The sequence below is a fragment of the Gloeomargarita sp. genome, assembly GCF_053491055.1.
In genome coordinates this window covers 11919-35248 of sequence record NZ_JBRCEP010000064.1, presented here as the reverse complement: position 1 = coordinate 35248, position 23330 = coordinate 11919, and the positions used below count along the sequence as shown (strand labels likewise).

The following is a 23330-nucleotide window of genomic DNA, read 5'->3' as shown; positions in this document are numbered from 1 at the left end:
CGCGCTAGCGGCAACCCGTCACGGCTGGCGCAAAATGGACACCCATTCCCCCAAACTGTGCTCCCACAGTTCCGCCTCCGCTTCCAACCGGTGAATCAGTTCCTCCGTATCGCGCAGAACTGCCGGTAAGGTGCCGTCCGTTAGCTGTTGGCGCAGGTCGCACAGGGCTTTGCGGGCTTCGGCAGTCGAGGCACGCGCCGTCAAAACCTCCTGGCGCGCTTGCAGGGCCTGCACCTGCTGTTCCAATTCCCACAATTGCTGCTGTAGTTGGCGGCAATGGACGCTTTGATGCACCAGAGCCTGCTGCAGTTCCTGGCGGGTTTGGGGACAGACCACCCGCTGTAACTGCCGCCGCAGCCGCCGCTGGGTTGCCACCACCAACGCTACCGCCCGTTTCAGTTGCCGCAATTGGCCACGTAAGCGGTTGACCCACTGCTCCAGCAACCGTTCCGGGTCAGGGGAATGACGCCAACGCCACAGATTCACCGGAGTGCCTCTAGGGATAAACACGGGCATTGATGCCCTTCGCCTTTAAGTTTGCCACAAATTGCTCCGCCTGCTCCCGCAGTTCAAAGGCGGCCAGTTGCACCTTCACCCCGTGGGGAAACTGCCACACAAACGCCTCCGGGACGACTTTTTGCGCCGCCAGCAGACTTTGCTCGTTGTGGTAATCCGTCACCACGTAGTAGAAGCCGAGGTTGGGGGGGCTAGGAGTAGGACTGGTCCGGGGGCTGGCCGTGGGAATGGCACTCAAATCGGGCAGTTCCCGGCGCGCCAGGTTGGGTACTGGCGAAGGGGAAGGCGTCGGGAGCACCGCACCTTCCGGAGGGGGGGCAGGGACACGCAACGCCGGCGTTGTCGGTGTCGGACGCGGGGGCTGACGCAACCCCAAAATCGCCCACGTCCCCAGGGTGGCCGCCGTCACCCCCAGAGCAAACCCCAGCACTGGCTGGGACAGCCGGAATGAGGCAGGCCGCGGCGGTTCCACAAAGGTTTCGGCCCAGGGGTCGCCCAAGGGTTCCGCTGCCGCTTGGCGCCGGGCAAACACCCGGTTGAGACGCTCCGACCAGGAAGGCCGCAAGGGGGGTAGGGCCGTTGCCGCGTCGGGAACCGAGGCCGTATCTTCCCCCGCCTTATGCCCATCCGCACCTCCCTCCGGCAATTCGGCTACCGCCAAGGCCGTCGTGGGTGGTGGTTCCGGGATCGCCAAAGGGGCGCTCACCTCTCCCTCCTCGGGCGCCGCCCCATCCGTAGCAACCGGGGGGGCATTGGCCGCCGCTGGAAAAGTCCAGGCCGAGGCCGGGGGTGGGGTAGGCCCCAACAGCGAACGCCACCATTCCGGCTCCCAATTCGCCCGCTCCTGCCGCAACTGCTGCAATTCCCGTTCCAGGTCAATGTCCAGGCAGGCCAAAGCCGCCAGCAAGGTTGTCTGCTCCGTAGGGGTTGCCATCATCACACCTCACCAACATCAGGGCTGTGGGCAAGGAGCAGAACCAGCGGCGCACCCATCAATTACTGCCTGCAAAAACCACATGGGGGAATCGCTCTTGCGCCTCTTGCAGCGTGTGGAAGCGCGTGGATTTGCCTTCCTCCCAGTAGTTGATGAGTTCCGTCGCCTGATTCAGTAATTCTATCTTGGCGGCCTCGGGAATCCAGGACTTGGCATCTAGCTCTTTTTTGAGCTGTTCCCAGGCGTTGTCCCGCGGCCAAAAAAAGTAGCAGGTCAACGGACTACTGCCGCCCCCCACAATCTGATCCACGGCCAATCCCACGTCTTTTTGTAACCACAGCGCTTTCAACTGAAACTTCAAGAAACAGACCTCCTGTACGCACGTGTAACAGCAATCTGTTAGGATAGCCTACGTTTCTTATTTTAACCAGCGGGCAAGGTAGCCACCACGTGTCCTTTCCGGGGGTCTTGATTGCCGATATTGACGGGGTCATTCGGGATGTGCGCCATTCCTATCGGCGGGCCATCCAGGCGACCGTGCAGCATTTTACCCAAGGCGCTTACACCCCCACCCTGGCAGAAATTGACCAGCTCAAAAGCGAGGGGCATTGGAATAACGACTGGCGGGCCACCCAGGAATTGCTGCGGCGCCGGGGTTGGGATGTCCCCCTGGCAGACCTCATTCCCTATTTCCAAAGGCTGTATTGGGGGGCAACGGCACACCCCACGGGCCTGATTACCCAGGAGGAACTGCTAATTGACAGGGACTTTTTTGGGCAGTTTACCCAGGCAGGCTGGCGCTGGGGTTTTTTCAGCGGTGCCCCCCGTCGGGAAGCCCAGTATGCCCTGGCCCGGCTGGGGCTGGCGGCGGCTCCTTTGGTCGCGATGGAAGATGCCCCCGAAAAACCCGACCCTACGGGATTGTTGCGGTTGGTGCGCCAATGGTCATGCCCCCCCGGAACCCCCATCCTCTACGCTGGGGATACGGTGGCGGATATGCTCACGGTGCAGGCTGCCCGGCAAGAACAACCGGCGTATGTCTGGGTGGCAGTCGGCATTCTCCCCCCTCACATCCAGGACGTGGAAGGCTATACCCAAACCCTCCAACAGCATGGGGCCAGCTACGTGTTCGCCAACCTTGGCCAGTTGCTCCCTACGTCCGTGCGGTCGTCACTGGGGAGGGGAACTGTAGCTACCGAGCAACCTTGACAACGGCATGACTCTATGGGCCAAGAATCCGAAGCAGCAGCCGATTTCGCCCAAGAGGCAGACCCGCTGGTGGGGGTGGAGCGGCTCAACCGTTGGGAGCGGCAGATTCAGGCGGAGATGACCATGCCCTACCCGGTGGCGCCTATTTGGCAGGTGTTGACCGATTACGAGGCGCTGGCGGATTTTTTGCCCAATCTGGCCGTCAGTCGTCGTTTGCCGCACCCGGAGGGCAAAATTCGTCTGGAGCAGGTGGGTACGCAGCCGCTTTTGCGGTTCAACTTTCGGGCGCGGGTGGTGCTGGACATCGAAGAAATCTATCCCCAACGCATCCAGTTCACCTGTGTCGAGGGAGATTTTAGCCGGTTTGATGGGGCCTGGCAGTTGGACCCCCAAGACAGTGCCACCCGGCTCATCTACACGGTGCAGGTGCGCCCGCGACGGCATCTTCCCGTAGGACTGATTGAAGGGCGGATTACGCGGGGAATTCGGCTGAATTTGCAGGCGATTCGGGAACGGGTGGCCCAGGTGTGGCAGCCGGCAAAGAACGCTGTCGGTGAGCCGTGAGCATGGCTAGGGTTGCTGTGCCGGTCAGATGCTGCCAGGGCAAAGGGTCTGTCTCTGGCCAGTCCTGATGCACATAAAATTCCAGGGGCGGCAGTTGGCCTTGCAATTCCTTAAAGGCCCGACGGATGCCCCCCAGCGAAACCCCATACCGGCGGGTGCGCAATAACACTTGGGTTAACCGGCGATCCCCACGGGAAATGAGGGCTTGCACCAGGGAATCTTTATAACTTTCGGGACGAAATTCCACCCCCAATTTCCCCAGTTGTTTGCCCAGAAATTGCAGCCGTTTTTCCGCTTGGGGATTGACCCCCAACCACTGCCAAGGGGTCTGGGCCTTGGGCACAAACGTACTGCATCCCAGGGTCAAACGCAAACGCGGCGTCAGTCGGCGTAATTCCCGCGCGAGGTTGACGGTGGCTTGCAGGTCGGTTTCGGTTTCGGTTGGCACGCCCACCATCGTGTAGAGTTTTAAGCCTTTTAAGCCGCCGGTTTGCGCCACTTGCGCCGCCTGGAGAATTTCGGCCTGGCCCAATTTTTTATTCATTACCTGGCGCAGCCGCTCGGAACCGCTTTCGACCGCGATGGTGAGCGATTGGGTCTGATGGCGCACCAGGGTTTCCACCAGCAAAGGGGTTACGGTTGCCGCCCGCACCGAGGCGATATTCAGCCGCAGACCGTCCCAGGTGGGTTGGTTGAGATAGCTAAGCAGTTCCGGAAATTCAGGATGTTGGGTCACCGAGGGGCCAAGTAAACCGATCCGCTTGGTGACCTGCCACCCCCGTTCCAGCGCCGGGATCAACCCCTGCGGCAGGGCCGCCGCCCGAAACGGCAAGGTCAGGTAGCTCGCCAGGCAAAACCGACACATTTCCGGGCAACTGCGCACCACCTCCACCAGGTAGATGTTTTCCCAGGCGGCATGGGGGGTAACGACGGTGGACACGGCCAGGGTATTGCCCCGATACACCTGCCGCGCAATGGTGGGAGGCACATCCGGGTGCGCCCGGATGCCGGTGCATCTGCCGGTGGGGGCAGCATAAACAGGCTCGTAAAATTGCGGCACATAGACCCCCGGCACCTGCGCCAGATGCAGCAGTTGTTCTGTCCGCCTGGCCCGCCGCACCTCCTGATAGCGCGCCAAAAACGCCGGGAGCACCACCTCCGCATCCCCCAACAACACCACATCCAAAACCTCGGCCAACGGTTCAGGATTGGCGCTCAAGACCGGCCCGCCGGCAAACACTAGCGGATGCCTATCGTCCCGTTCCCGACTCAATAGGGGAATGCCGAAGTGGTCCAACAGGTCAAAAATGTGGGGGTAATCGAGTTCCCAGGCGCAGGAAAAACCCACCAACTCCGGCGGTTCCGCCAGCGGTTCTCCCCCATCGGTAAACCAGCGCCGCACCCGCACATCCGCACGCTGGGCCAACATTCCCCAAATCCACTGATACCCCAGACTGGTAATGCCCACGCGGTAGGTATGGGGAAACGCCCACACCACCGGCACGGCCCCGGCAGCAGGCTCAGCAGGGGAGAATAAGATTTTTTCGGCGGCCCAAGGCAAACTCATGGCCGACCCACCCAACCGACTTGGCTGAGACAGATATTAAGCATTGTTACGGCATCCCTAGGGGGTGCCCAGGGTTTCTTAGTAAAATGTAACCCAAGTTTCGTGGCCGTCCCACTGGCGGTGGGGATTTTGGCTGGCGTGCCTAGCCAAGTGAACTCTGACCATCGAAGCTGTCGGTACAAAAGAGATTTAGGACGAAGGAGGCGTGTAGTCAATGGGACTACCCTGGTATCGTGTTCATACAGTCGTCATCAATGACCCGGGACGGCTGATTGCGGTGCATTTGATGCACACATCGCTGGTGGCGGGCTGGGCCGGTTCGATGGCGCTGTACGAGTTGGCGGTTTTTGACCACACGGACCCCGTGTTGAACCCCATGTGGCGGCAGGGGATGTTCGTGCTGCCGTTTATGGTGCGTTTGGGGGTGACGGAATCCTGGGGGGGCTGGAGCATCACCGGGGAACCGGCAGCGAACCCAGGCATTTGGTCGTTTGAAGGGGTGGCGGCGGCACATATTATCCTTTCTGGTTTGTTGTTTTTGGCGGCCATTTGGCACTGGGTCTATTGGGATTTGGAATTGTTCCGCGACCCCCGCACGGGCGAACCGGCCTTGGATTTGCCCAAGATGTTTGGCATTCACCTGTTTTTGGCGGGTTTGCTGTGCTTTGGGTTTGGGGCGTTTCACCTGACCGGCTTGTTTGGGCCGGGCATGTGGGTGTCAGACCCCTACGGCTTGACGGGTCATGTGCAACCGGTGGCGCCCTCGTGGGGACCAGAAGGTTTTAATCCCTTTAATCCGGGGGGTGTGGTGGCGCACCACATTGCCGCTGGGATCGTGGGGATCATTGCGGGGCTGTTCCACCTGACCGTGCGACCTCCCCAACGGCTCTACCGGGCGCTGCGGATGGGGAATATCGAAAGCGTGCTGTCAAGCAGTATCGCGGCGGTGTTTTTCGCTGCTTTTGTCGTGGCGGGAACGATGTGGTACGGTTCGGCGACCACCCCGATCGAACTGTTTGGCCCCACCCGTTACCAGTGGGATAAGGGGTACTTCCAGCAAGAAATCCAACGGCGGGTGCAGGCGGGTTTGGCCGCTGGTTTGACCAAGGAGGAAGCCTGGTCCCGCATTCCCGAAAAACTGGCCTTTTACGACTACATCGGTAACAGTCCCGCCAAGGGGGGTCTCTTTCGGGCCGGGCCGATGAACAAGGGGGATGGCTTGGCGCTGGCTTGGCTGGGACACCCAGAGTTCAAGGACGCGGAAGGGCGCATCCTGACGGTGCGGCGGATGCCCAACTTCTTTGAAACCTTCCCGGTGATTTTGGTTGATGAAGACGGGGTGGTGCGGGCCGATATTCCCTTCCGGCGGGCCGATTCCAAATACAGCATCGAGCAAACCGGGGTGACGGTTACCTTCTACGGCGGCCAAAACAACGGCAAAACCTTTACCGACCCGGCGATGGTGAAACAATTTGCCCGCAAAGCCCAGTTAGGGGAACCTTTTGCCTTCGACCGGGAAATCTTCAAGTCGGACGGGGTGTTCCGCACCAGCCCTCGCGGTTGGTTTACCTTTGCCCATGCCTCGTTTGCCCTGCTCTTTTTCTTCGGTCACATCTGGCATGGCGCCCGTACCCTCTTCCGGGATGTCTTTGCCGGCATTGACGAAAACATCGGCGAACAGGTGGAATTTGGAGTGTTTTTGAAAGTCGGGGACAAAACCACCCGGCGTACCGAAGAAACCGCGGTTTAGTTGCCCTCATCTGGCACCGGGGGGCTGGGGCAACCCGGCTCCCTTTTTTTCGGCCACAAACTGCGCATCCCTAGCAAGAAAAACCCAACAGCAGCCAGAATTTGCAAGGCATCCAAAGGCAACACCTGGGTTAATTCTTGTCCCAAAAACACCCCCAAAAAGCTGGCAGTAATCAGGGCACTGGCCGTACCCACAAACACCCAGCGCGGCGCCGCCGAACTACCGCTTAGGGCAATCGTCGCCAACTGGCTTTTATCCCCAATTTCCGCCAAAAAAACCGTCAAAAATGTCACTCCCAAAAGTTGCCAATTCATCGGTGCCCAGCCTGCACCCTATCCCACCCCAACCACAGGGCCACCCCCAGAAAAATCAGCCCTGAAATAACTTCAACGCGGCGGGGATCAAGCCGTTGACTGAGCCATTGCCCGACAAACACCCCCAAAAAACTGGTGGCCAGCAACGCCAACGCTGCCCCGGCAAAGACCACCCAAGGCTCTTGGGACGAACCCGTCATCAACAGAGTTGTCACCTGGGTCTTGTCGCCCAATTCCGCCAGCAACACCGTCGTAAAACTGCCCAGCGCAACACGCCACCAAGGAGGTGATGAATGAGATAAGGACATCCTCAACCACCGCGCCCGTGAAATGATCGTAACATTGCCAGGTCACACCCTCGCCTCCTCAGCAAACAGTAGCGGCGTAAACGAGCCATGCAACCCATAGGGCACATGGTGCCGCAAATGCAACGTCGCCACCGGCCCTGCAGCCACATCCGCCGCATCCAGAATAACAATATCTGTACATTGCCGCGCGGCATTATAGACAAACGTAAGCAGCCAGCCCTGGTCTTCCGCCTCACCCCTAGGCACAAAGACCGGTTCACCCACAAAGCCCCGACTCCCGGCCAGCCACATCTGTTGCCGCCCCGTTTGCACATCCAGCGCCAGGATACCTTGCAGCGGCGCATTGGCCACCGGGTCAGCCGCCACCCCCAAATAGACCCACCGGTACGCCCGCCCCACCCGCTGGGGATGCACCTGGGGAAACTCACAACAGCGCTCCAAAAGCAGCGTATTGCGCACCTGATGGGTCGTCAAATTCACCCGAAATCGCCGTAGTTGGCCGCTTGGCAGACGGGAAAAATCAACGGTTTGGTAATCCGTCTGTTGGTCAATGGTCGGGAAATGGCGATAACAAATCGAATCTAAAATCAGTTCATTTCCCTGCTCGTAGCCGTTGGCGTGGTGAAAGACAAAACAGGCATCCGTCAAAAATACCCGCACCGGTCCCCCCTGACGCGGGATCACCAGAATACGGGTGGGTTGTTCCGCATCAAACTGCAAACATTGCGCCGCTCCCGTCCAGCCCAAAATGTAGGGCAGGGGGTTAAAATGCACGGGGTTTTGAAAAAAGACGTAGTAGTTTTCCGTCAGGATAAAGTCATGCAAAAAGGCAAAGCCGGCAACCGGATGTTTGTGGTGACGTACCAGCCCCCAGTTGGCATCGAATTCGTAGAGATTAATGTGACTGCTTGGCCCCGTTTGCACCCCAAAATTCACCAAAAAGCCCTGGGGATCAAGGCGCGGATGGGCAGAAAAAGGCTGACCATTGGCTAAAATTCCCCCCAAATCATCCAACCCCAAAGTCGCTAAATTGGCAGGGTCAAGTCGGTAAGGGGGCGCTGCTTCCCACAAAGCCAATAATTTTCCGCCCCAGTAAATCACGTTGGTATTGGCAATGTTTTTCAGACGCAGGTCAAAAATGTTGTTCCACCAGCCCCCCGGTTTCAACGTCCCAAATACCCCCCGGTAAAGAATTTTGTCGGCCCGTTGTTCTGCCTGAAATTCGGGGGTTTGCACGTAGCGATTGCGGTAAAAGGCCCGCCCGTTACAAAAGCTCACCTGGTTGACCATGCCGTCCCCATCAAAGGGATGGTGGTACCGCTGCCCGCCCCGGTCCAACCGCCCTGGCCCATTGCGAAACAGGGTGCCGGTCAAGTCCGCCGGGATGGTTCCGGTCACCTCCTCGACCCAGTAGGCAAATTCCTGAGGCTGGGTGCGGTGACCGCCTTGCCAATCTTCCAAGCGGTAATAGGGGGGAGCAACCACCGAGGTCATACACGCCGGTTCAACAGGAGCAGGAAATTGTGTGGGACCTGAGCCGAACGCTTTGATTGTAGCGCGGGGGTCGAACCAGTTGGTGGCATAATGAAAGGGGCGGTATCGGGGGGCAAGCCATGCGCTGGCTGTGGTTGGGTTTGGTGGTGTTGGTGTTGGGGTTGACCGGTTGTGGGTTCACACCGGCGGGGCTAAATCCCTACGTTGATACGGTAGATGGCTATCAATTTCTCTACCCCAATGGCTGGGTGCGGGTGCAGCCCAATGAACCGAGTCGGGATGGGTTGGACATTCTCTTTCATGACCTGATTGACCCCAGCGAAACCGTAAGCATGGTCATCAGCACGGTGAAATCGGGCAAGACCCTGGCGGAGTTGGGTTCGCCGCTGGAAGTGGGGCAACGGCTGCTGAATACGGCCCTGGCGCAGGCGGCGGTGGATCAAAAACCGGAACTGGTCAGCGCCGACAGTCGCCAGGATGACCAGCAGTTGTACTACACCCTGGAGTATGTGGTCAATACCAAAACCGGTCGTCGCCACAACATTGCCGCCATTGCCACCCGTCACGGCAAACTCTACACCCTCAATGCCTCGGTGCCCGAATCTCGCTGGGCGAAATTGGCCCCCATCCTCCAGCGGGTGGTGAATTCGTTGCAAGTGTACTAATGCCTTTTGGCCCCGTGAACCACCTGCACGGGCTGTGGCGTTCTCCAGCCGGCACCAACGCCAAAATTTATAATTTATTAAGATTTAATAAGACTGTGGCGTTTCTCCCGGATGTTGGGCAAGTTTCAGCAGGAGGCGGCGACGGGCAAGATTCCCTGGCGGTGGGTGGCGCTGGCGGTGGTGACCCCAGGGGTGCTCTGGCTGCTGGTGCGCTGGGGAACTCAGGTTTGGGCGCCATCCCCAAAGCGGCAAGTGGCTCCCCCTGTGACCAAAGCACCGCCGATGATTGCCGCTCTGGGTCGGATTCAGCCGGAAGGGGATGTGATGACCTTGTCGGCGCCCAGTTCGATTGAGGGGGCGCGGGTGGCGGCGCTTTTCGTCCAAGAAGGGGACAGGGTACGACCAGGGCAGGTGTTGGCGACGCTGGATACGACCCGCAAGCGTCAGGTGGAGGTGCAGTTGGCCAAAGCGGCCCTGGCGATTGCCCAAGCCCAGTTGCAGCAGGTGTTGGCGGGGGCCAAAGCGGGGGATATTCAGGCGCAGCAAGCCCAGGTGCGGCGTTTGCAGGCGGAACTCCGCCTTGCCGAGGCAGATTTACAGCGCAACCAACAGCTTTACCAGGATGGGGCAATTGCGGCGTCCGCGTTGGATAATTTTCGCCTGCGGGTGGACACACTCCGGCAGCAGGTGCAGGCTGCCCAGGCGACCCTGCGCAGTATTCGGGAGGTGCGGGCGGTGGATGTGAATCTGGCGCGGGCGCAGGTGGCCCAGGCACAGCAGCGGTTGGCATTGGCGCAGGTGGAACTGGATTTGAGCTTGATCAAGGCGCCGGTGGCAGGACGGGTGCTAAAGATTCATACGCGGGTGGGAGAAACCGTCGGCAGTGAGGGGATTTTGGATGTGGGGCGCACAGAGCGGATGTATGTGGTGGCGGAGGTGTACGAAACGGACATTCTGGGCGTGAAACCGGGGCAACAGGCGGTGATCACGGCTGCAGCGCTGCCAACACCCTTGCGGGGAACCGTGACCCAAGTAGGCTGGCGGGTGGCGAAAAAGGATGTTTTGAATACGGACCCGGTTGCGGATGTGGATGCGCGGGTGGTGGAGGTGAAAATTGCCCTGGATGCGGCAGCTTCGGCGCAGGTCCAACGGCTGACCAATATGGTTGTCAACGTGCAAATCAAGCGGTAGGCATGGGTATTCCCCTGGCGTGGTTACAACTTTCGCGGGAGCGCATCCGGTTGCTGGTGGCTTTGGCCGGAATTACCTTTGCCGATGTGTTGATGTTTGTGCAGTTGGGGTTTCGGGATGCCCTGTTTGAAGCGGCTGTGCTGGTCCATCGCAAATTGCGGGCGGATTTGGTGCTGATTAACCCCCAATCCCAGGCGTTTTTTGCCATGCAGCGGTTTCCCCGCCGCCGCTTGTACCAGGCGTTGAGTTTGCCGGAAGTCGCGCGGGTGACCCCTTTGTATGTGGATTTGATGCCCTGGAAAAGCCCGGTTTGTCCGCCGACCCCCACCGCCACCAGTTGTACCCGCTCGATTTTGGTCCTGGGGTTTGACCCGGCAGTTTCGGTGTTGGATTTCCCGGAAGTGGAGGCCAATTTAGACCGTATTCGCCAGGCGGATGTGGTGTTGTTTGACCGGATTTCCCGCAAGGAGTTCGGCACGGAATTTATCCTGCGGGAATTTGCCGCGGGCCGACGGGTACAAGCGGAGGTGAATCGCCGGCGGGTGACGGTGGGGGGCCTGTTTGAGTTGGGGGCCTCTTTTTCGGCGGATGGGAATGTGATCACCAGCGATTTGAATTTCTTACGCATGTTTCCGGGACGGCAAGCCTCGCAAATTGATGTGGGATTAATTACCCTCAAACCGGGGGCAGATGTGGAGCAGGTGCGGGCAAAATTGCGGCAATTACTCAATACGGAACTGAAAATTCCCGGCCAATTTCTCTGCCAAGGGGCCACCCCATCTCCTGCTAAGGCCAACGATGTGTGCATTCTCACCCATGACGAATTTGTGGAGCTGGAACGGCATTACTGGGCGACGGGCACCGCCATCGGGTTTATTTTTGGCCTGGGAACGGTGATGGGATTTGTGGTGGGCATTGTGGTCGTCTATCAAATTCTCTACACCGACGTCTCGGACCACCTGGCGGAGTATGCCACCCTCAAGGCGATGGGTTATACGGATGGGTATTTGTTGATGGTGGTGTTCCAGGAGGCGATGATTTTGGCGGTGTTGGGCTTTATCCCCGGCTTTTTGGTCTCCCACGGGCTGTACGGGTTGACCCAGGCGGTTACCCGCTTGCCCATTGGTATGACCTGGGGGCGAGCCATCACCGTGTTTACGATGACGGTGGTGATGTGTTTTGTGGCGGGGGCTATATCGGTGCGACGGTTACAGGCCGCCGACCCAGCCGATATTTTCTAGGTACAGACCCAAGCCCTACAGGGTGAGGTGGGCAGGCAGGTTGCGCCCAATCACCACCACCTGGGTACGCCGGGGTTCTGTGGGTTGCCAGGGGCGGTCGTAGTAGGTGTGGAGACGGCGACCTACGCCTTGAATGACCAACCGCAGGGGTTTGCCGGTCACGGCGGCCCATCCCTTGGCGCGATAGATTTCGTGTTGCTCGGTGAGGGCTTGCAACCGTTGGCTGAGCACTTCCGGCTGGGCAATCTCCCCGCCGGTTAACACCACCGCCCGGATGGTCAGGTCGTGGTCGTCCGCGTCGTGTGCGGCGTCGTGATGGCTGGGGCGTTGGTCCACGACGGTTTCCACCGCCAGGTTTTGGCCCAGGAGAATCGCCACCGGCACCTGGCCATAGGCGCAGGGCAGCACCTTCACCCCCGGACGGACCTGGGTGCGTAACCAGGCCAGCAATTGCGCTTGCTGGTCCGGCGTGAGGGTGTCGGTCTTGTTCAGCAGGACTAAATCCGCACAGGCCAACTGATCCGCAAGCAATTCGGCCAAGGGGGTCTCGTGGGCCGTTAGCGGTACACCGTTGGTATAGTAGCGGGACAATTGCCCGGTAATTAGGCTCTCCCCGTCCACGAGCGTAATCACCCCATCAACGGTGGTGCGGGTGCGGATGTCCGGCCAGTTGAAGGCCTGCACCAGGGGTTTGGGCAAAGCCAGCCCGGAAGTTTCAATCACGATGGCCTTGGGCGGGGTAGGGCGTTCCAGCAACAGCCGCATGGTGGGGAGAAAATCCTCCTGCACCGTACAGCACAGGCAACCGTTGGTCAGTTCCACCACCGGCGTATCGCAACCGTCTTGCAGCAGGGAGCCGTCAATTCCCACCTCGCCGAATTCATTGACCACGATGGCCAAACCGGCACTTTGGGGCGATTGCAACAGGTGGCGCACCAGGGTCGTCTTCCCGGCCCCCAAAAACCCGGTAATCACCGTCACAGGAACTTTCCGCATGGGTAAAACGCCTCAAATACCCAGGGGGGGAATGCGGCCCAAAACCCGATTTTTCAGGAGTTCCGGGCGTTCGGCGTAGGGGATAAATCCATCGGTTTTGTCCTGATGGCATTGGGCAAATTGCACCAGGGCGGCGACGGTTTCCGAACGGTTCTCTTTCGCAGGTAGTTGGCCGAATAGGTAGGCGAATTTCCCAGGCGCACTGATGGCGACGGCGCAGGAATTCAGACAGGCGCTCAGACATTTGACCGCTTGGAGTTGCGCGCCGCTTTCTGCCAGGGCTACCTGCAAATCCTGGAGCAGCAATTCGCCCGCGCTGGTACCAATGCGTTTGCCGTCTTGCCAGGTACTGCCACACGTCGTGCAGACAAATAGCGTAGAATGAGCCATCCTTTCACCTCAAAATCATGAACATCAACCCAAGGGCATGCACACCCCCAAAACGTTTCCCGCGGAAGGCAGACCCTTCCTGCCCCCAAAACGGTAGGGTGCTGGGAATTAGCCCGGTGCGGGCGTAAATAGCAGCAATGGGTGCATCTGTACCTCGCAGATTGACCATCCACCGGCGGGCATCCTGGCTGCGGAACAGCGTTCCTTCACAGTTGCGGGACAGCGGCGGATTTGCACCGCACTTTCCCCGTTACCTGGTTGGGCTGGTCCCCCAACCAACCGGCTCCTATACTTTAATGCAGAATGGGCTCCCGTGCCAGATGAAATTTTCCATTGTCACCCCCTGCTACAACGCCGCTCCCTATTTGGCCGAGACGCTGGATTCGGTCTTGCAGCAAACGGCGGTGCGCTCCGGGCAGGTGACCCTGGAATACTGGGTCATGGACGGGGGTTCGACGGATCACACGTTGGCCCTCCTCAAAACCTACAACCACCCCGGTGTGCACATCCATTCGGCCCCGGACCAGGGGATGTACGATGCCCTGGCGCAGGGATTGGCCCAAGTCAGCGGCGATGTCATTGCCTATCTGAATGCGGGGGATTTTTATTATCCCCAAGCCTTTGCCGTCGTCGCCGAAATTGTGCAAACCGGGCAGGTAGATTGGTTGACCGGCTATCGGGTGATCTACAACCCACGGTCGCAGGTAATTCATGTGGATTTGCCCTACCCCTACCGGCGGGAATTGTTTGCTTATGGGTTGTACAACCGGGCCTGGTGTCGGGTGCAACAAGAATCTACGTTTTGGACCCAAACAGTGCATCGCCATCTGGATTTAGAACGGTTAAAATCCTGGCGTTATGCGGGGGATTATTGGCTGTGGATGCAGTTGGCCGCACAGACCGAATTGCAGGTGGTCAGCAGCTACTTGGGGGGCTTCAAACGGCAGCCGGGGCAATTGTCCGAACGGCGGGATGCGTACAACCACGAGGTCGCCCAGATGACCCGTCCGGCTCCCTGGCAGGCACGATTGCAACACATGTGGGATTGGTGCTGCTGGCGCTGGCAAAAACACTACCCCCGCATCTGGCGGTTTGACCCTAAAATAAACCAATGGCGTCGGGATTCCTAAGGATGTAAGTTGGGGCATGAGTCGGGGCACCCTGTTTGATAAGGTTTGGGAACGGCATCAGGTGGCGGTTTTGCCGGACGGCCAGACCCAGTTGTTTATCGCGCTGCATTTGATTCACGAGGTGACCAGTCCCCAGGCGTTTGCCATGCTGCGGGAGCGGGGACTGCCGGTGCTCTTCCCGGAGCGCACGGTGGCCACGGTGGACCACATTGTCCCGACGGATAACCAGCAACGCCCCTTTCTTGACCCCCTGGCCGAGGAAATGATCGCCACCTTGGAACGCAATTGTCAGGAATTTGGCATTAAGTTGTATAACATTGGTTCGGGTAACCAGGGGATTGTCCATGTGATCGCGCCGGAGTTGGGGTTGACCCAACCGGGGATGACCATTGCCTGTGGGGATAGCCACACTTCGACGCACGGGGCATTTGGGGCGATTGCCCTGGGGATTGGCACGTCGCAGGTGCGGGATGTGTTGGCCACCCAGACCTTGGCGATTTCCCGGCTCAAGGTGCGCAAGATTCAGGTGGATGGGGAGTTGGCGCCGGGGGTGTATGCCAAGGATGTGATTTTACACATTATTCGCACCTTGGGGGTAAAGGCGGGGGTAGGCTACGCCTATGAGTACACCGGCAGTACCATTGCCCGCTTTAATATGGAAGAGCGCATGACGGTTTGCAATATGTCGATTGAGGGGGGGGCGCGCTGTGGCTACGTCAACCCGGATGCGGTGACCTATGCTTATGTGCAAGGGCGTCCCTATGCGCCGGTGGATTGGGAACGGGCGGTATCCCAGTGGCAGACCTTTGCCAGCGACCCGGATGCCCTTTATGATGACGAGGTGTATTTCCGTGCGGCAGAGATTGCCCCGACGGTGACCTGGGGGATTACACCGGGGCAGGGCATCGGTGTGGATGAGCGGGTGCCGGACTTGGCCGATTTGCCCCCAAGTGAGCGGGATTTGGCCGCCGAGGCTTACCGGTATATGGGAGTGAGGCCGGGACAGCCGATTGTTGGGATGCCGGTGGATGTGTGTTTCATCGGCAGTTGTACCAATGGTCGCATTACAGATTTGCGGGAGGCGGCGCGGGTGGTGCAAGGGCGACGGGTAGCGCCGGGCGTGAAGGCCTTTGTGGTGCCCGGTTCGGAGGCGGTCAAACGGCAGGCGGAGGCGGAAGGGTTGCACGAGGTGTTTTTGGCCGCCGGGTTTGAGTGGCGCTCGCCGGGGTGTTCCATGTGTTTGGCGATGAACCCGGACAAGTTGCAGGGGCGGCAGGTGAGTGCTTCTTCCTCGAACCGGAATTTCAAGGGCCGCCAGGGTTCAGCGGCCGGGCGCACCCTGTTGATGAGTCCGGCGATGGTGGCAGCGGCGGCGGTGACCGGGCGGGTGACGGATGTGCGGGAGTTGTTATAGGTTTCGGGTGATTGGGGGAATTTGGCCTGTTTTTCCTATAATTGAGAGTATGGTCGCGATCGTCACGCCTTGACCCATCCATGACCCATTGCGCCTTAAGCGTTTGTACGATGCCGGTATTGGCGTTGGCGCTCCTGGGGGCCGGGTGGCAACAGGTGAATCAAACGCTGGGGATGTGGGCGCAGGAGGTGTTTCGGGGGGAGCGGTTGCCCGTGTTACCCACACCGCCGCAGGAATAGCGAATGCACCGTCTGGTTGCGGCAGGCACGACCGGCGGGAGAACTTGAGCCAGGAGTCGAAACGATGAGCACCCTGTTGCGTACCGGTCTGGTGGAAGTGGCGGATGCTATACCGGGGGTGGGAATGCGCCATTTGGGACTGATTGAATCGCTTTTGGAGGCGGTGCTCCAGCAGGAATGTGGCGCCCATTTGGTGGATTTGTTGCGCCAGTTGCAGTCGGTGTGTCTGTTGGAGGGCAAGGCGCAAACAGAAGCGAGTGCGGCGGCGGCAGCCTTGGTGGAGCAATTGGATTTGCATGCGGCGATCCGGGCGACCCGGGCGTTTGCTTTGTATTTTCAGTTGATCAACATTGTGGAGCAGTACCACGAACAGTGTGAGAAAAAAAGGCGGCAGCGGTTGCCGGTAGCCAGTGGCAACGGACATGGCCCGCCAACGTGGTCCTATCTGGAGCAATCCCTGGCCCCCCCGGAGGAGGATGTGGGGAGTCTGCGTTGGTTATTTCCCTATCTCAAGCGGCTCAATGTGCCGCCAGCGCGAATTCAGAGTGTGATTGACCAGATGGACATTCGCCTGGTGTTTACGGCCCACCCGACGGAAATTGTGCGGCATACGATTCGGGACCGGCAGCGGCGGATTGGCCATCTGTTGGCCCGCTTGGACTGGGCCGAGGCGGGTTTGGAAAAGGGGATAACGGCGCCCTGGGAGGTAGAGGCAGTCAAGGCGGAACTGCTGGAGGAAATTCGCCTGTGGTGGCGCACGGATGAATTGCACCAGATGAAGCCGACGGTGCTGGATGAGGTGGACTACACCTTGCACTATTTCCAGGAGGTGCTGTTTGACGCGATTCCCCTGTTGCACGAGCGGTTTCGTCAGTCGTTGCAGGCGGTCTTTCCCCATTTGCGGCCCCCGAAGCCGGATTTTTGCCAGTTTGGTTCCTGGGTGGGGGCCGACCGGGATGGCAACCCCTCGGTGACGCCCCTGGTGACCTGGCAAACGGCGGTGTTTCAGCGGGGCATGGTCTTGCAAAAGTATTTACAATCGGTGGAGAAATTAATCAGTTTGTTGAGTCTATCGTTGCACTGGAGCAATGTGCTGCCGGAGTTGTTGGAATCGCTTGAGCAGGACAAGTTACAGATGCCGGAGGTTTATGAGCAGTATGCGATTCGCTACCGGCACGAGCCTTACCGGATGAAATTGGCCTATATGCGCCAGCGGCTCCAGAACACCTTGACTCGGAACCGTCAACTCACGCACCCGGATTGTGTCGTGCCGGGGGGGTTGGTGTATTACGCAAGGGGGTCGGAGTTTTTGGCGGAGTTGGATTTGCTCCGGCGGAGTTTACAGGCCAGTGGGTTGACCTGCCGGGCGTTGGAGCATTTGGTGATCCAGGTGTCTACGTTTGGGTTTATCTTGGCGCGGTTGGACATTCGCCAGGAGAGTGCCCGGCATGAGCAGGCGTTGGCGGAAATTGCCCAGTATTTGCAGGTTTTGCCCCAGGATTATCTGGAGTTGGGGGAAGCGGAGCGGTGTGCCTGGTTGCTGGAGGAATTGCAGACCCGCCGTCCTTTGATTCCCGCGCGGTTGCCGCTTTCGGAGGCGACTCAGGAAACCGTAGCGACGGTGCAGATGGTGGCGCGGTTGCAGCAGGAATTTGGCCCGGAGATTTGCCAGACCTACATTATCAGCATGAGTCATGCCTTGAGCGATTTGCTGGAGGTGTGGCTGTTGTTGAAGGAGGCGCAATTGTATGACCCGGTGACCCATCGCAGTTTGGTGCAGGTGGTGCCTTTATTTGAGACGGTGGAGGATTTGCAGCGGTCGCCCCAGATTATGGCGCAGTTGTTCCAGTTGCCCTGGTATCAGCAGTATCTGCGCCAGGCCGGGGAGCCGTTGCAGGAGGTGATGCTGGGCTATTCCGACAGCAATAAGGATTCCGGGTTTCTCAGCAGCAATTGGGAAATTTACAAGGCGCAGCGGGCGTTGCAGCAGGTGGCGGCTCAACACGGGGTGACCCTGCGCTTTTTTCACGGGCGGGGGGGGTCTGTCGGGCGGGGAGGAGGTCCTACTTACGAGGCCATCCTGGCGCAGCCGGGGGATACGGTCAACGGGCGGATCAAGATTACGGAGCAGGGGGAGGTTTTGGCTTCCAAGTATTCCCTGCCGGAACTCTGCTTATTTAATCTCGAAAATGTCGCGACAGCAGTGCTGCAAGCAAGTTGTTTGAAGTTGGGTTTTGATGAAATTATTCCTTGGCATGAAATCATGGATGAGTTGGCGCAGCGTTCCCGGCAGCACTACCGCCAACTGATTTATGAACACCCGGATTTTTTAGATTTTTTCCATCAGGTCACGCCGATTGAAGAAATTAGCCAATTGCAGATCAGTTCGCGACCGTCCCGCCGCAAGGGAAAAAGGGATTTTGCCAGTTTACGGGCGATCCCTTGGGTGTTTAGCTGGACGCAGATGCGGTTACTCTTGCCTGCCTGGTATGGGTTGGGCACGGCTTTGGCGGAATTTATTGCCCAAAACCCGGAAGAACATGTGAAATTGCTGTGTTATTTTCATGCCAAGTGGCCGTTTTTCCGTATGGTGATTTCCAAGGCCGAAATGACCTTGGCAAAGGTGGATTTGAAGATGGCGCATCACTACGTGGAGCAGTTGGCGCAGCCCCAGGACAAGTCCCGGTTTGAGCCGATCTTTGCCCAGATTGCTGCGGAATATCACCGCACGCGGGAGATGGTTTTAACGATTACCCGGCGGGAGCGGCTGTTGGATGGGGATGTGCATCTGCAACAGTCGGTGCAATTGCGCAATGGGACGATTGTGCCGTTGGGGTTTTTGCAGGTGTCGCTGCTCAAACGGTTACGGCAACCGCAACCGCAGGGTTTGGCGTCCCGTTACAGCAAAAGTGAGTTGTTGCGAGGGGCTTTGTTGACCATCAATGGCATTGCTGCGGGGATGCGCAATACGGGCTGAGCATCAACCGGCATTTTTGGCATTTTTTGCCCTAAGTGGCTGCAGCTTTTTGCGCGGGGGCAGATGGGAACATTACTTAAGTTAAATTGGCCAGGGCGTCACGGCCCATTCTTAGGTCAAAATTGTTATGGGCATCCAAAATAAAAAATACCAAAATAAAAAATAAAAAATATATTTTGGAACTATGTTTGTGAATGGGGACTGGGTAATGTTGATGGGTAAGCTGATGCGGGTTGGGCGGTGGGCAGTGGCGGTGACAACGCTGGTATTGGCGTTGCGTCTGCTGGAACAGCCAGGACCAGCTCGCCCGTTGCGCACGGTGCAGGAACATTTTCTGGGGATTCCCGCCCCCCTGTTGCCTTTGGGTACGGCTGAGAACCGCCGTCGCTATTTGCGTGATGCCTTGGTGGATGAGCGCCATGGCTATATCCGTTATCAAGCAAGCGACAATCCCGAGCGGTTTGAATTTGCCATTTTTCGCAAAACCAATGGGCAATATCTGGCGGCGTTTAGCGTGCCTTACGACCCGGATTTTTGGGACCAACCCATCCCGTCGCGATTGATTTTGCTGGACTATCGCCAGGGGCGGTGGCAAGATGTTACTAAGGAGTTGTTACCTGTGCCTTTGGCGCCGACCCTGACCTACCAATTGCCGCGCGTGGGGCGGGATATCGTGGTGGTCAATCACCGCAACCAGAAACGCTACCGTTTGCGCTGGCACAATGACCGCTTTGTGCGCCTGGGGATGTGACCGACGCTCGATGGCAATGCTAGGATAGCGATTGATTAAGAAAGAGAGCCAGCGATGCAAAAGTCCATAGTGTTTGACGGAAGGGAGTTCCGTCTGCGTTTAGGGGAATTGGCGCCCCAAGCGGGTGGTTCGGTGTTGGTGTCCTGTGGGGATACGGCGGTATTGGTGACGGCAACCCAAGGGACAGCCCGGGAGGGGGTGGATTTTCTCCCCCTGATGGTGGAATACGAGGAACGCTTGTATGCGGCAGGTCGGATTCCGGGGGGCTTTTTGCGGCGAGAAGGCCGTCCCCCGGAGAAGGTCATTTTGACCAGCCGGTTGATTGACCGGCCCCTGCGGCCTTTGATCCCGGATTGGCTGCGGGAAGATATGCAGGTGGTGGCGACCACGTTGTCGTTGGATGAGGATGTGCCCCCGGATATTTTGGCGGCTTTGGGGGCGTCTTTGGCGGTGGCCATGGCGGGGATTCCCTTTTTGGGGCCGATGGCGGCGGTGCGGGTCGGCTTGCTGGGGGATGAATTCATCCTCAACCCCACCTACGCGGAAATTGAGGCGGGTGAATTGGACCTGGTGGTGGCCGGGTCGCCCCAAGGGGTGGTCATGGTGGAATGCCGGGCGAATCAATTGCCGGAAGCGGACATGATTGAGGCGATTGATTTCGGCTATGAGGCGATTCAGGAGTTGATCCGCTTGCAACAGGAAGTGTTGGCGGAACTGGGGGTGACCCTGAGTGTGCCTGTGGCGCCGGAACCCCCGGCGGATTTGCTGGCCCTGGTCGAGGAAACGGCCACCGCAGGGGTGCAGGCAATTTTGGACCAAACCATTGCCGATAAGCAGTTGCGCAACCAGGCGCTGGAGGCGGTCAAGGCCCAGGTGATGGCGGCGCTGGCGGCTTTGCCGGAAGAGGACCCGCGGCGGGTGGCGGGGACGGAAAAAACGGTGGATGCGCTGTTTAAGGCCCTGACCAAAAAATTGATGCGTCGCCATGTGCTGGAAAAGGGCATCCGGGTAGATGGGCGGCGGCCAGACGAGGTGCGCCCGATTTGTTGTGAAGTGGGGGTGCTGCCCCGCCGGGTGCATGGGTCGGCGCTGTTCCAGCGGGGTTCAACGCAGGTGTTGTCGGCGGTGACCTTGGGCACGCCGGGGGATGCCCAGGAGTTGGCAGATGACCTGCACCCGGAGGAGGAAAAACGCTACTTGCACCATTACAACTTTCCCCCCTATTCGGTCGGGGAGGCGCGGCCTTTGCGGGCGCCCTCGCGCCGGGAAATTGGGCATGGGGCCTTGGCGGAACGGGCCTTGGTGCCGGTGCTGCCGGGCAAAACGGAATTTCCCTACGTGTTGCGGGTGGTCTCGGAGGTGCTTTCCTCCAATGGCTCGACCTCGATGGCATCGGTCTGCGGTTCTACCCTGGCGTTGATGGATGCGGGGGTGCCCCTCAAACGCCCGGTGAGTGGGGTGGCGATGGGGCTGATCAAGGAAGGGGACCAGGTGCAGGTGTTGACCGACATCCAGGACATCGAGGACTTCCTGGGGGATATGGACTTCAAGGTGGCGGGCACGGATACGGGGATTACGGCGCTGCAAATGGATATGAAAATCCCCGGTCTGGATGTGGCGACCCTGGCACAAGCCATCAAACAGGCGCGGGCCGGACGGCTGTTTATCTTGGAAAAGATGCTCGCTACTTTGGCAGCACCCCGTACCAGTCTGTCGCCCTATGCGCCGCGGTTGTTGACCCTTAAGATTGACCCTGAATCCATCGGCGTGGTGATTGGTCCAGGCGGCAAGACCATCCGGAGCATCACGGAGGAAACCGGCGCCAAGGTGGACATTGAAGAAGACGGGACCGTGACCATCAGCGCTGCCGACGAGGAGCGGGCGCAAAAAGCCTACCGGATTATTGACGGCATGACCCGCAAGCTCAACGAGGGGGATGTCTATACCGGGCGGGTGACGCGGATTATTCCCATCGGGGCGTTTGTGGAAATCCTGCCGGGGAAAGAGGGCATGATCCACATTTCCCAACTGGCCGAACATCGGGTGGGCAAGGTAGAAGATGTGGTTTCGGTTGGGGATGAGGTGATTGTGCGGGTGCGCGAGATTGACAGCCGCGGGCGGATCAACCTCACCCGCTTGGGCATTCACCCGGACGAAGCGGCGACGGCGCGGCAGAAACAATAGCCCTAAGCTACCCCCAGGGAGCACGCCAGACCTTTATACTTGCTTTCTAAGGAGGTCGTGCCGGTTTGTCTCTGGGGGTGGAATTATGCGCTGGCTTTGGGCATTGGGGTTGACGGTGCTGTTATGGCTGGGGAATGGGGGAGCAGCCTGGGCGACGGCGGTCAGCGAATTGCCCGCGACGCCCCCCCAGTGGGTGCTAGACCAGGGGGAACTGTTTAGCCCCAGCACCATCGGCCAAGTCAATCGCACGTTGACCCAGCTCGCTAGGGACACGGGCTTCCAGGTGCGGTTTGTGAGCCTGCGTCGGTTGGATTACGGGGAAACGGCGGCCAGTTTTGGGGAAAAGCTCTTCCAGCGCTGGTTTCCCGATGGGGGTGCGCGGCAGGTGTTGGTGACCTTGGTGGCGCGCACGGCGACGGCGGACCTCCAGGCCGGGGACGAGGTTACCCCTTTGTTACCGGCGGCGACGGCCTTGAGCATCACCGAGGAGACCCTGTTGCGCCCGGTGCGCCGGAATATCTATAACCAGGCGTTATTGGATACGGTGGAACGGTTGCGCTTGATTTTATCCGGCCAACCCGACCCTGGCCCACCCCCGGAGGAAATTGAACCCACGGCGGGAACGTTTGCCACCGTAGCAGAAACTCGGCAGCAGCGGGATGTGTGGACGGCGGTGGTGATTGTGTTGCTGATTCTAGCGACGGTGATTCCCATGGTCACCTATTACTGGTATGTCCAGCGATGAAGGTGTGGGTGTACCATACCCCGGAACAGGTGCCAGAGGGGGAATTGCCGGACGGGGCGGTGGTGGTGGATGTCCTGCGGGCGACGACCACCATCGCCGTGGCGTTGGCAGCGGGCGCAACGGCAGTGCAAGTGTTTGCGGATTTGGGCGAGTTGCTGCGGGTAAGTGAACCCTGGCCGGCGGCGCAGCGGTTGCGGGTGGGGGAACGGGGCGGCAAGGTGGTCGATGGGTTTGACCTGGGCAATTCTCCCCTTGAGTGCACACCGGAGCGGGTCAAGGGACGGCGGTTGTTCATGAGTACGACCAACGGCACCCGCGCTCTGATGCGGGTACAGGCAGCGCCTCAGGTACTCACCTGCGCCTTGGTCAACCGGCAGGCGGTGGTAGAGCGGTTGCAACGGCAGCGACCGGAGCGGCTTTGGGTGTTGGGGTCGGGTTGGGAAGGGGCGTTTTCCCTGGAGGATACTTTTTGTGCGGGGGCCTTGCTGGCGGGTTTGGGCGGTCTGGCCGCGGCGGCCAATGACGAAGCGGTGGCGGCCTTGGCGTTGTATGCCCAATGGCAGAACCAGACCTTGGCGTTGCTCGAGCGCGCCAGTCACGGGCAACGGCTGTTGGGTTTGGGGCAGGGGGCGGATTTGCGTTTTTGTGCCCAGGTGGACTGTTTGCCCACCGTACCCTGTCAGACCGAGCCAGGGATTCTCACGGCGATGCCATAGACCGCTGGCGATGATGGGTCTTATGGGCAACCCTA

23 protein-coding genes and 1 riboswitch are annotated in these 23330 nt (G+C 59.2%); of the genes, 14 read left to right on the top strand and 9 right to left on the bottom strand.

All coding sequences use genetic code 11. The features are described from left to right. Positions 1-18: 18 nt before the first annotated feature. From ACWISF_RS07075 to ACWISF_RS07065, 3 genes are read right to left on the bottom strand one after another with little or no spacing between them, the layout of a single operon-like run. Positions 19-486 (bottom strand): hypothetical protein, encoded by a 468-nt coding sequence (locus ACWISF_RS07075; RefSeq protein ID WP_448380882.1) that lies wholly within the window; start codon positions 484-486, stop codon positions 19-21. 10 nt (positions 487-496) lie between these two features. After that, positions 497-1450 carry an SPOR domain-containing protein gene (locus ACWISF_RS07070; RefSeq protein WP_448380881.1) on the bottom strand — a complete coding sequence of 318 codons (954 nt, stop codon included), beginning with the start codon at positions 1448-1450 and terminating at the stop codon, positions 497-499. Between the two features lie 58 nt (positions 1451-1508). After that, positions 1509-1811 (bottom strand): 30S ribosomal protein PSRP-3, encoded by a 303-nt coding sequence (locus ACWISF_RS07065; RefSeq protein WP_448380880.1) that lies wholly within the window; start codon positions 1809-1811, stop codon positions 1509-1511. An 89-nt stretch (positions 1812-1900) separates the two neighbouring features. Between ACWISF_RS07065 and ACWISF_RS07060 the strand changes: the two genes are divergently transcribed. After that, positions 1901-2659, top strand: a complete 759-nt coding sequence (locus ACWISF_RS07060; protein ID WP_448380879.1) for a TIGR01548 family HAD-type hydrolase — start codon at positions 1901-1903, stop codon at positions 2657-2659. Positions 2660-2674: 15 nt separating this feature from the next. Continuing rightward, positions 2675-3223 carry an SRPBCC family protein gene (locus ACWISF_RS07055; RefSeq protein WP_448380878.1) on the top strand — a complete coding sequence of 183 codons (549 nt, stop codon included), beginning with the start codon at positions 2675-2677 and terminating at the stop codon, positions 3221-3223. Here ACWISF_RS07055 and ACWISF_RS07050 read toward each other — a convergent pair. Further along, on the bottom strand, positions 3132-4790 hold the full coding sequence (locus ACWISF_RS07050) for a B12-binding domain-containing radical SAM protein (protein WP_448380877.1): 1659 nt from the start codon (positions 4788-4790) through the stop codon (positions 3132-3134). The two genes, ACWISF_RS07055 and ACWISF_RS07050, sit on opposite strands and share 92 nt — an antisense overlap. A 214-nt stretch (positions 4791-5004) precedes the next feature. Here ACWISF_RS07050 and psbB point away from each other — a divergent pair, with 214 nt between their 5' ends. After that, on the top strand, positions 5005-6540 hold the full coding sequence (gene psbB, locus ACWISF_RS07045) for a photosystem II chlorophyll-binding protein CP47 (RefSeq protein ID WP_448380876.1): 1536 nt from the start codon (positions 5005-5007) through the stop codon (positions 6538-6540). On the opposite strand, the gene ACWISF_RS07040 is transcribed toward psbB, so the two are convergent. Genes ACWISF_RS07040 through ACWISF_RS07030 form a run of 3 tightly spaced genes read right to left on the bottom strand, consistent with a single transcriptional unit; the run spans position 6537 to position 8656 of the window. Then, a complete protein-coding gene (locus ACWISF_RS07040; RefSeq protein ID WP_448380875.1) occupies positions 6537-6854 on the bottom strand; it encodes a TMEM165/GDT1 family protein in 318 nt (105 codons plus the stop codon). The two genes, psbB and ACWISF_RS07040, sit on opposite strands and share 4 nt — an antisense overlap. Next, complete coding sequence (locus ACWISF_RS07035; RefSeq protein WP_448380874.1) at positions 6851-7162, bottom strand: TMEM165/GDT1 family protein; 312 nt, start codon at positions 7160-7162, stop codon at positions 6851-6853. Before ACWISF_RS07035 ends, ACWISF_RS07040 begins: the two co-directional genes overlap by 4 nt. A gap of 42 nt (positions 7163-7204) precedes the next feature. Beyond that, positions 7205-8656 carry a carotenoid oxygenase family protein gene (locus ACWISF_RS07030; RefSeq protein WP_448380873.1) on the bottom strand — a complete coding sequence of 484 codons (1452 nt, stop codon included), beginning with the start codon at positions 8654-8656 and terminating at the stop codon, positions 7205-7207. Positions 8657-8775: 119 nt separating this feature from the next. Here ACWISF_RS07030 and psbP point away from each other — a divergent pair, with 119 nt between their 5' ends. The 3 genes from psbP (at position 8776) to ACWISF_RS07015 (ending at position 11753) form a co-directional block, all read left to right on the top strand. Continuing rightward, entirely contained in the window at positions 8776-9321 is a 546-nt protein-coding gene (gene psbP / locus ACWISF_RS07025; RefSeq protein WP_448380872.1) for a photosystem II reaction center PsbP, read from the top strand. A 111-nt stretch (positions 9322-9432) separates the two neighbouring features. Next, positions 9433-10512, top strand: coding sequence for an HlyD family efflux transporter periplasmic adaptor subunit (locus ACWISF_RS07020; protein WP_448380871.1), 1080 nt, complete (start codon positions 9433-9435; stop codon positions 10510-10512). Between the two features lie 2 nt (positions 10513-10514). Next, complete coding sequence (locus ACWISF_RS07015) at positions 10515-11753, top strand: FtsX-like permease family protein (protein ID WP_448380870.1); 1239 nt, start codon at positions 10515-10517, stop codon at positions 11751-11753. A gap of 15 nt (positions 11754-11768) precedes the next feature. Here ACWISF_RS07015 and cobW read toward each other — a convergent pair whose 3' ends face one another. Then, the gene (gene cobW, locus ACWISF_RS07010) at positions 11769-12749 is read right to left on the bottom strand and encodes a cobalamin biosynthesis protein CobW (RefSeq protein WP_448380869.1); all 981 of its coding nucleotides are present in this window, start codon (positions 12747-12749) and stop codon (positions 11769-11771) included. A 12-nt stretch (positions 12750-12761) separates the two neighbouring features. Then, positions 12762-13139: a DUF1636 domain-containing protein gene (locus ACWISF_RS07005; protein WP_448380868.1), complete on the bottom strand. Its 378-nt coding sequence runs from the start codon at positions 13137-13139 to the stop codon at positions 12762-12764. 157 nt (positions 13140-13296) lie between these two features. After that, positions 13297-13438, bottom strand: a riboswitch (cobalamin riboswitch). A 21-nt stretch (positions 13439-13459) separates the two neighbouring features. Between ACWISF_RS07005 and ACWISF_RS07000 the strand changes: the two genes are divergently transcribed. From ACWISF_RS07000 to ACWISF_RS06965, 8 genes are all read left to right on the top strand, one after another. After that, complete coding sequence (locus ACWISF_RS07000; protein WP_448380867.1) at positions 13460-14269, top strand: glycosyltransferase; 810 nt, start codon at positions 13460-13462, stop codon at positions 14267-14269. 16 nt (positions 14270-14285) lie between these two features. Then, positions 14286-15683, top strand: coding sequence for a 3-isopropylmalate dehydratase large subunit (gene leuC, locus ACWISF_RS06995; protein ID WP_448380866.1), 1398 nt, complete (start codon positions 14286-14288; stop codon positions 15681-15683). 110 nt (positions 15684-15793) lie between these two features. Continuing rightward, positions 15794-15922 (top strand): hypothetical protein, encoded by a 129-nt coding sequence (locus ACWISF_RS06990; protein WP_448380865.1) that lies wholly within the window; start codon positions 15794-15796, stop codon positions 15920-15922. A 64-nt stretch (positions 15923-15986) separates the two neighbouring features. Beyond that, positions 15987-18899, top strand: a complete 2913-nt coding sequence (gene ppc / locus ACWISF_RS06985) for a phosphoenolpyruvate carboxylase (protein WP_448380864.1) — start codon at positions 15987-15989, stop codon at positions 18897-18899. Positions 18900-19113: 214 nt separating this feature from the next. Beyond that, entirely contained in the window at positions 19114-19650 is a 537-nt protein-coding gene (locus ACWISF_RS06980; protein ID WP_448380863.1) for a hypothetical protein, read from the top strand. A gap of 54 nt (positions 19651-19704) precedes the next feature. Continuing rightward, a complete protein-coding gene (locus ACWISF_RS06975; protein ID WP_448380862.1) occupies positions 19705-21834 on the top strand; it encodes a polyribonucleotide nucleotidyltransferase in 2130 nt (709 codons plus the stop codon). A gap of 85 nt (positions 21835-21919) precedes the next feature. Next, positions 21920-22579: a photosystem II repair protein Psb32 gene (psb32, locus tag ACWISF_RS06970; RefSeq protein ID WP_448380861.1), complete on the top strand. Its 660-nt coding sequence runs from the start codon at positions 21920-21922 to the stop codon at positions 22577-22579. Beyond that, a complete protein-coding gene (locus ACWISF_RS06965; protein WP_448380860.1) occupies positions 22576-23295 on the top strand; it encodes a 2-phosphosulfolactate phosphatase family protein in 720 nt (239 codons plus the stop codon). Before psb32 ends, ACWISF_RS06965 begins: the two co-directional genes overlap by 4 nt. The last annotated feature ends 35 nt before the right edge of the window (positions 23296-23330 follow it).

Coding starts and splice junctions, on each gene's coding strand:
- ACWISF_RS07070 (WP_448380881.1), bottom strand. CDS start 1,450: ATGGCAACCCCTACGGAGCAGACAACCTTGCTGGCGGCTTTGGCCTGC.
- ACWISF_RS07055 (WP_448380878.1), top strand. CDS start 2,675: ATGGGCCAAGAATCCGAAGCAGCAGCCGATTTCGCCCAAGAGGCAGAC.
- ACWISF_RS07050 (WP_448380877.1), bottom strand. CDS start 4,790: ATGAGTTTGCCTTGGGCCGCCGAAAAAATCTTATTCTCCCCTGCTGAG.
- psbB (WP_448380876.1), top strand. CDS start 5,005: ATGGGACTACCCTGGTATCGTGTTCATACAGTCGTCATCAATGACCCG.
- ACWISF_RS07040 (WP_448380875.1), bottom strand. CDS start 6,854: ATGAATTGGCAACTTTTGGGAGTGACATTTTTGACGGTTTTTTTGGCG.
- ACWISF_RS07035 (WP_448380874.1), bottom strand. CDS start 7,162: ATGTCCTTATCTCATTCATCACCTCCTTGGTGGCGTGTTGCGCTGGGC.
- ACWISF_RS07030 (WP_448380873.1), bottom strand. CDS start 8,656: ATGACCTCGGTGGTTGCTCCCCCCTATTACCGCTTGGAAGATTGGCAA.
- psbP (WP_448380872.1), top strand. CDS start 8,776: ATGCGCTGGCTGTGGTTGGGTTTGGTGGTGTTGGTGTTGGGGTTGACC.
- ACWISF_RS07020 (WP_448380871.1), top strand. CDS start 9,433: ATGTTGGGCAAGTTTCAGCAGGAGGCGGCGACGGGCAAGATTCCCTGG.
- ACWISF_RS07015 (WP_448380870.1), top strand. CDS start 10,515: ATGGGTATTCCCCTGGCGTGGTTACAACTTTCGCGGGAGCGCATCCGG.
- cobW (WP_448380869.1), bottom strand. CDS start 12,749: ATGCGGAAAGTTCCTGTGACGGTGATTACCGGGTTTTTGGGGGCCGGG.
- ACWISF_RS07005 (WP_448380868.1), bottom strand. CDS start 13,139: ATGGCTCATTCTACGCTATTTGTCTGCACGACGTGTGGCAGTACCTGG.
- ACWISF_RS07000 (WP_448380867.1), top strand. CDS start 13,460: ATGAAATTTTCCATTGTCACCCCCTGCTACAACGCCGCTCCCTATTTG.
- leuC (WP_448380866.1), top strand. CDS start 14,286: ATGAGTCGGGGCACCCTGTTTGATAAGGTTTGGGAACGGCATCAGGTG.
- ACWISF_RS06990 (WP_448380865.1), top strand. CDS start 15,794: ATGCCGGTATTGGCGTTGGCGCTCCTGGGGGCCGGGTGGCAACAGGTG.
- ppc (WP_448380864.1), top strand. CDS start 15,987: ATGAGCACCCTGTTGCGTACCGGTCTGGTGGAAGTGGCGGATGCTATA.
- ACWISF_RS06980 (WP_448380863.1), top strand. CDS start 19,114: ATGGGTAAGCTGATGCGGGTTGGGCGGTGGGCAGTGGCGGTGACAACG.
- ACWISF_RS06975 (WP_448380862.1), top strand. CDS start 19,705: ATGCAAAAGTCCATAGTGTTTGACGGAAGGGAGTTCCGTCTGCGTTTA.
- psb32 (WP_448380861.1), top strand. CDS start 21,920: ATGCGCTGGCTTTGGGCATTGGGGTTGACGGTGCTGTTATGGCTGGGG.
- ACWISF_RS06965 (WP_448380860.1), top strand. CDS start 22,576: ATGAAGGTGTGGGTGTACCATACCCCGGAACAGGTGCCAGAGGGGGAA.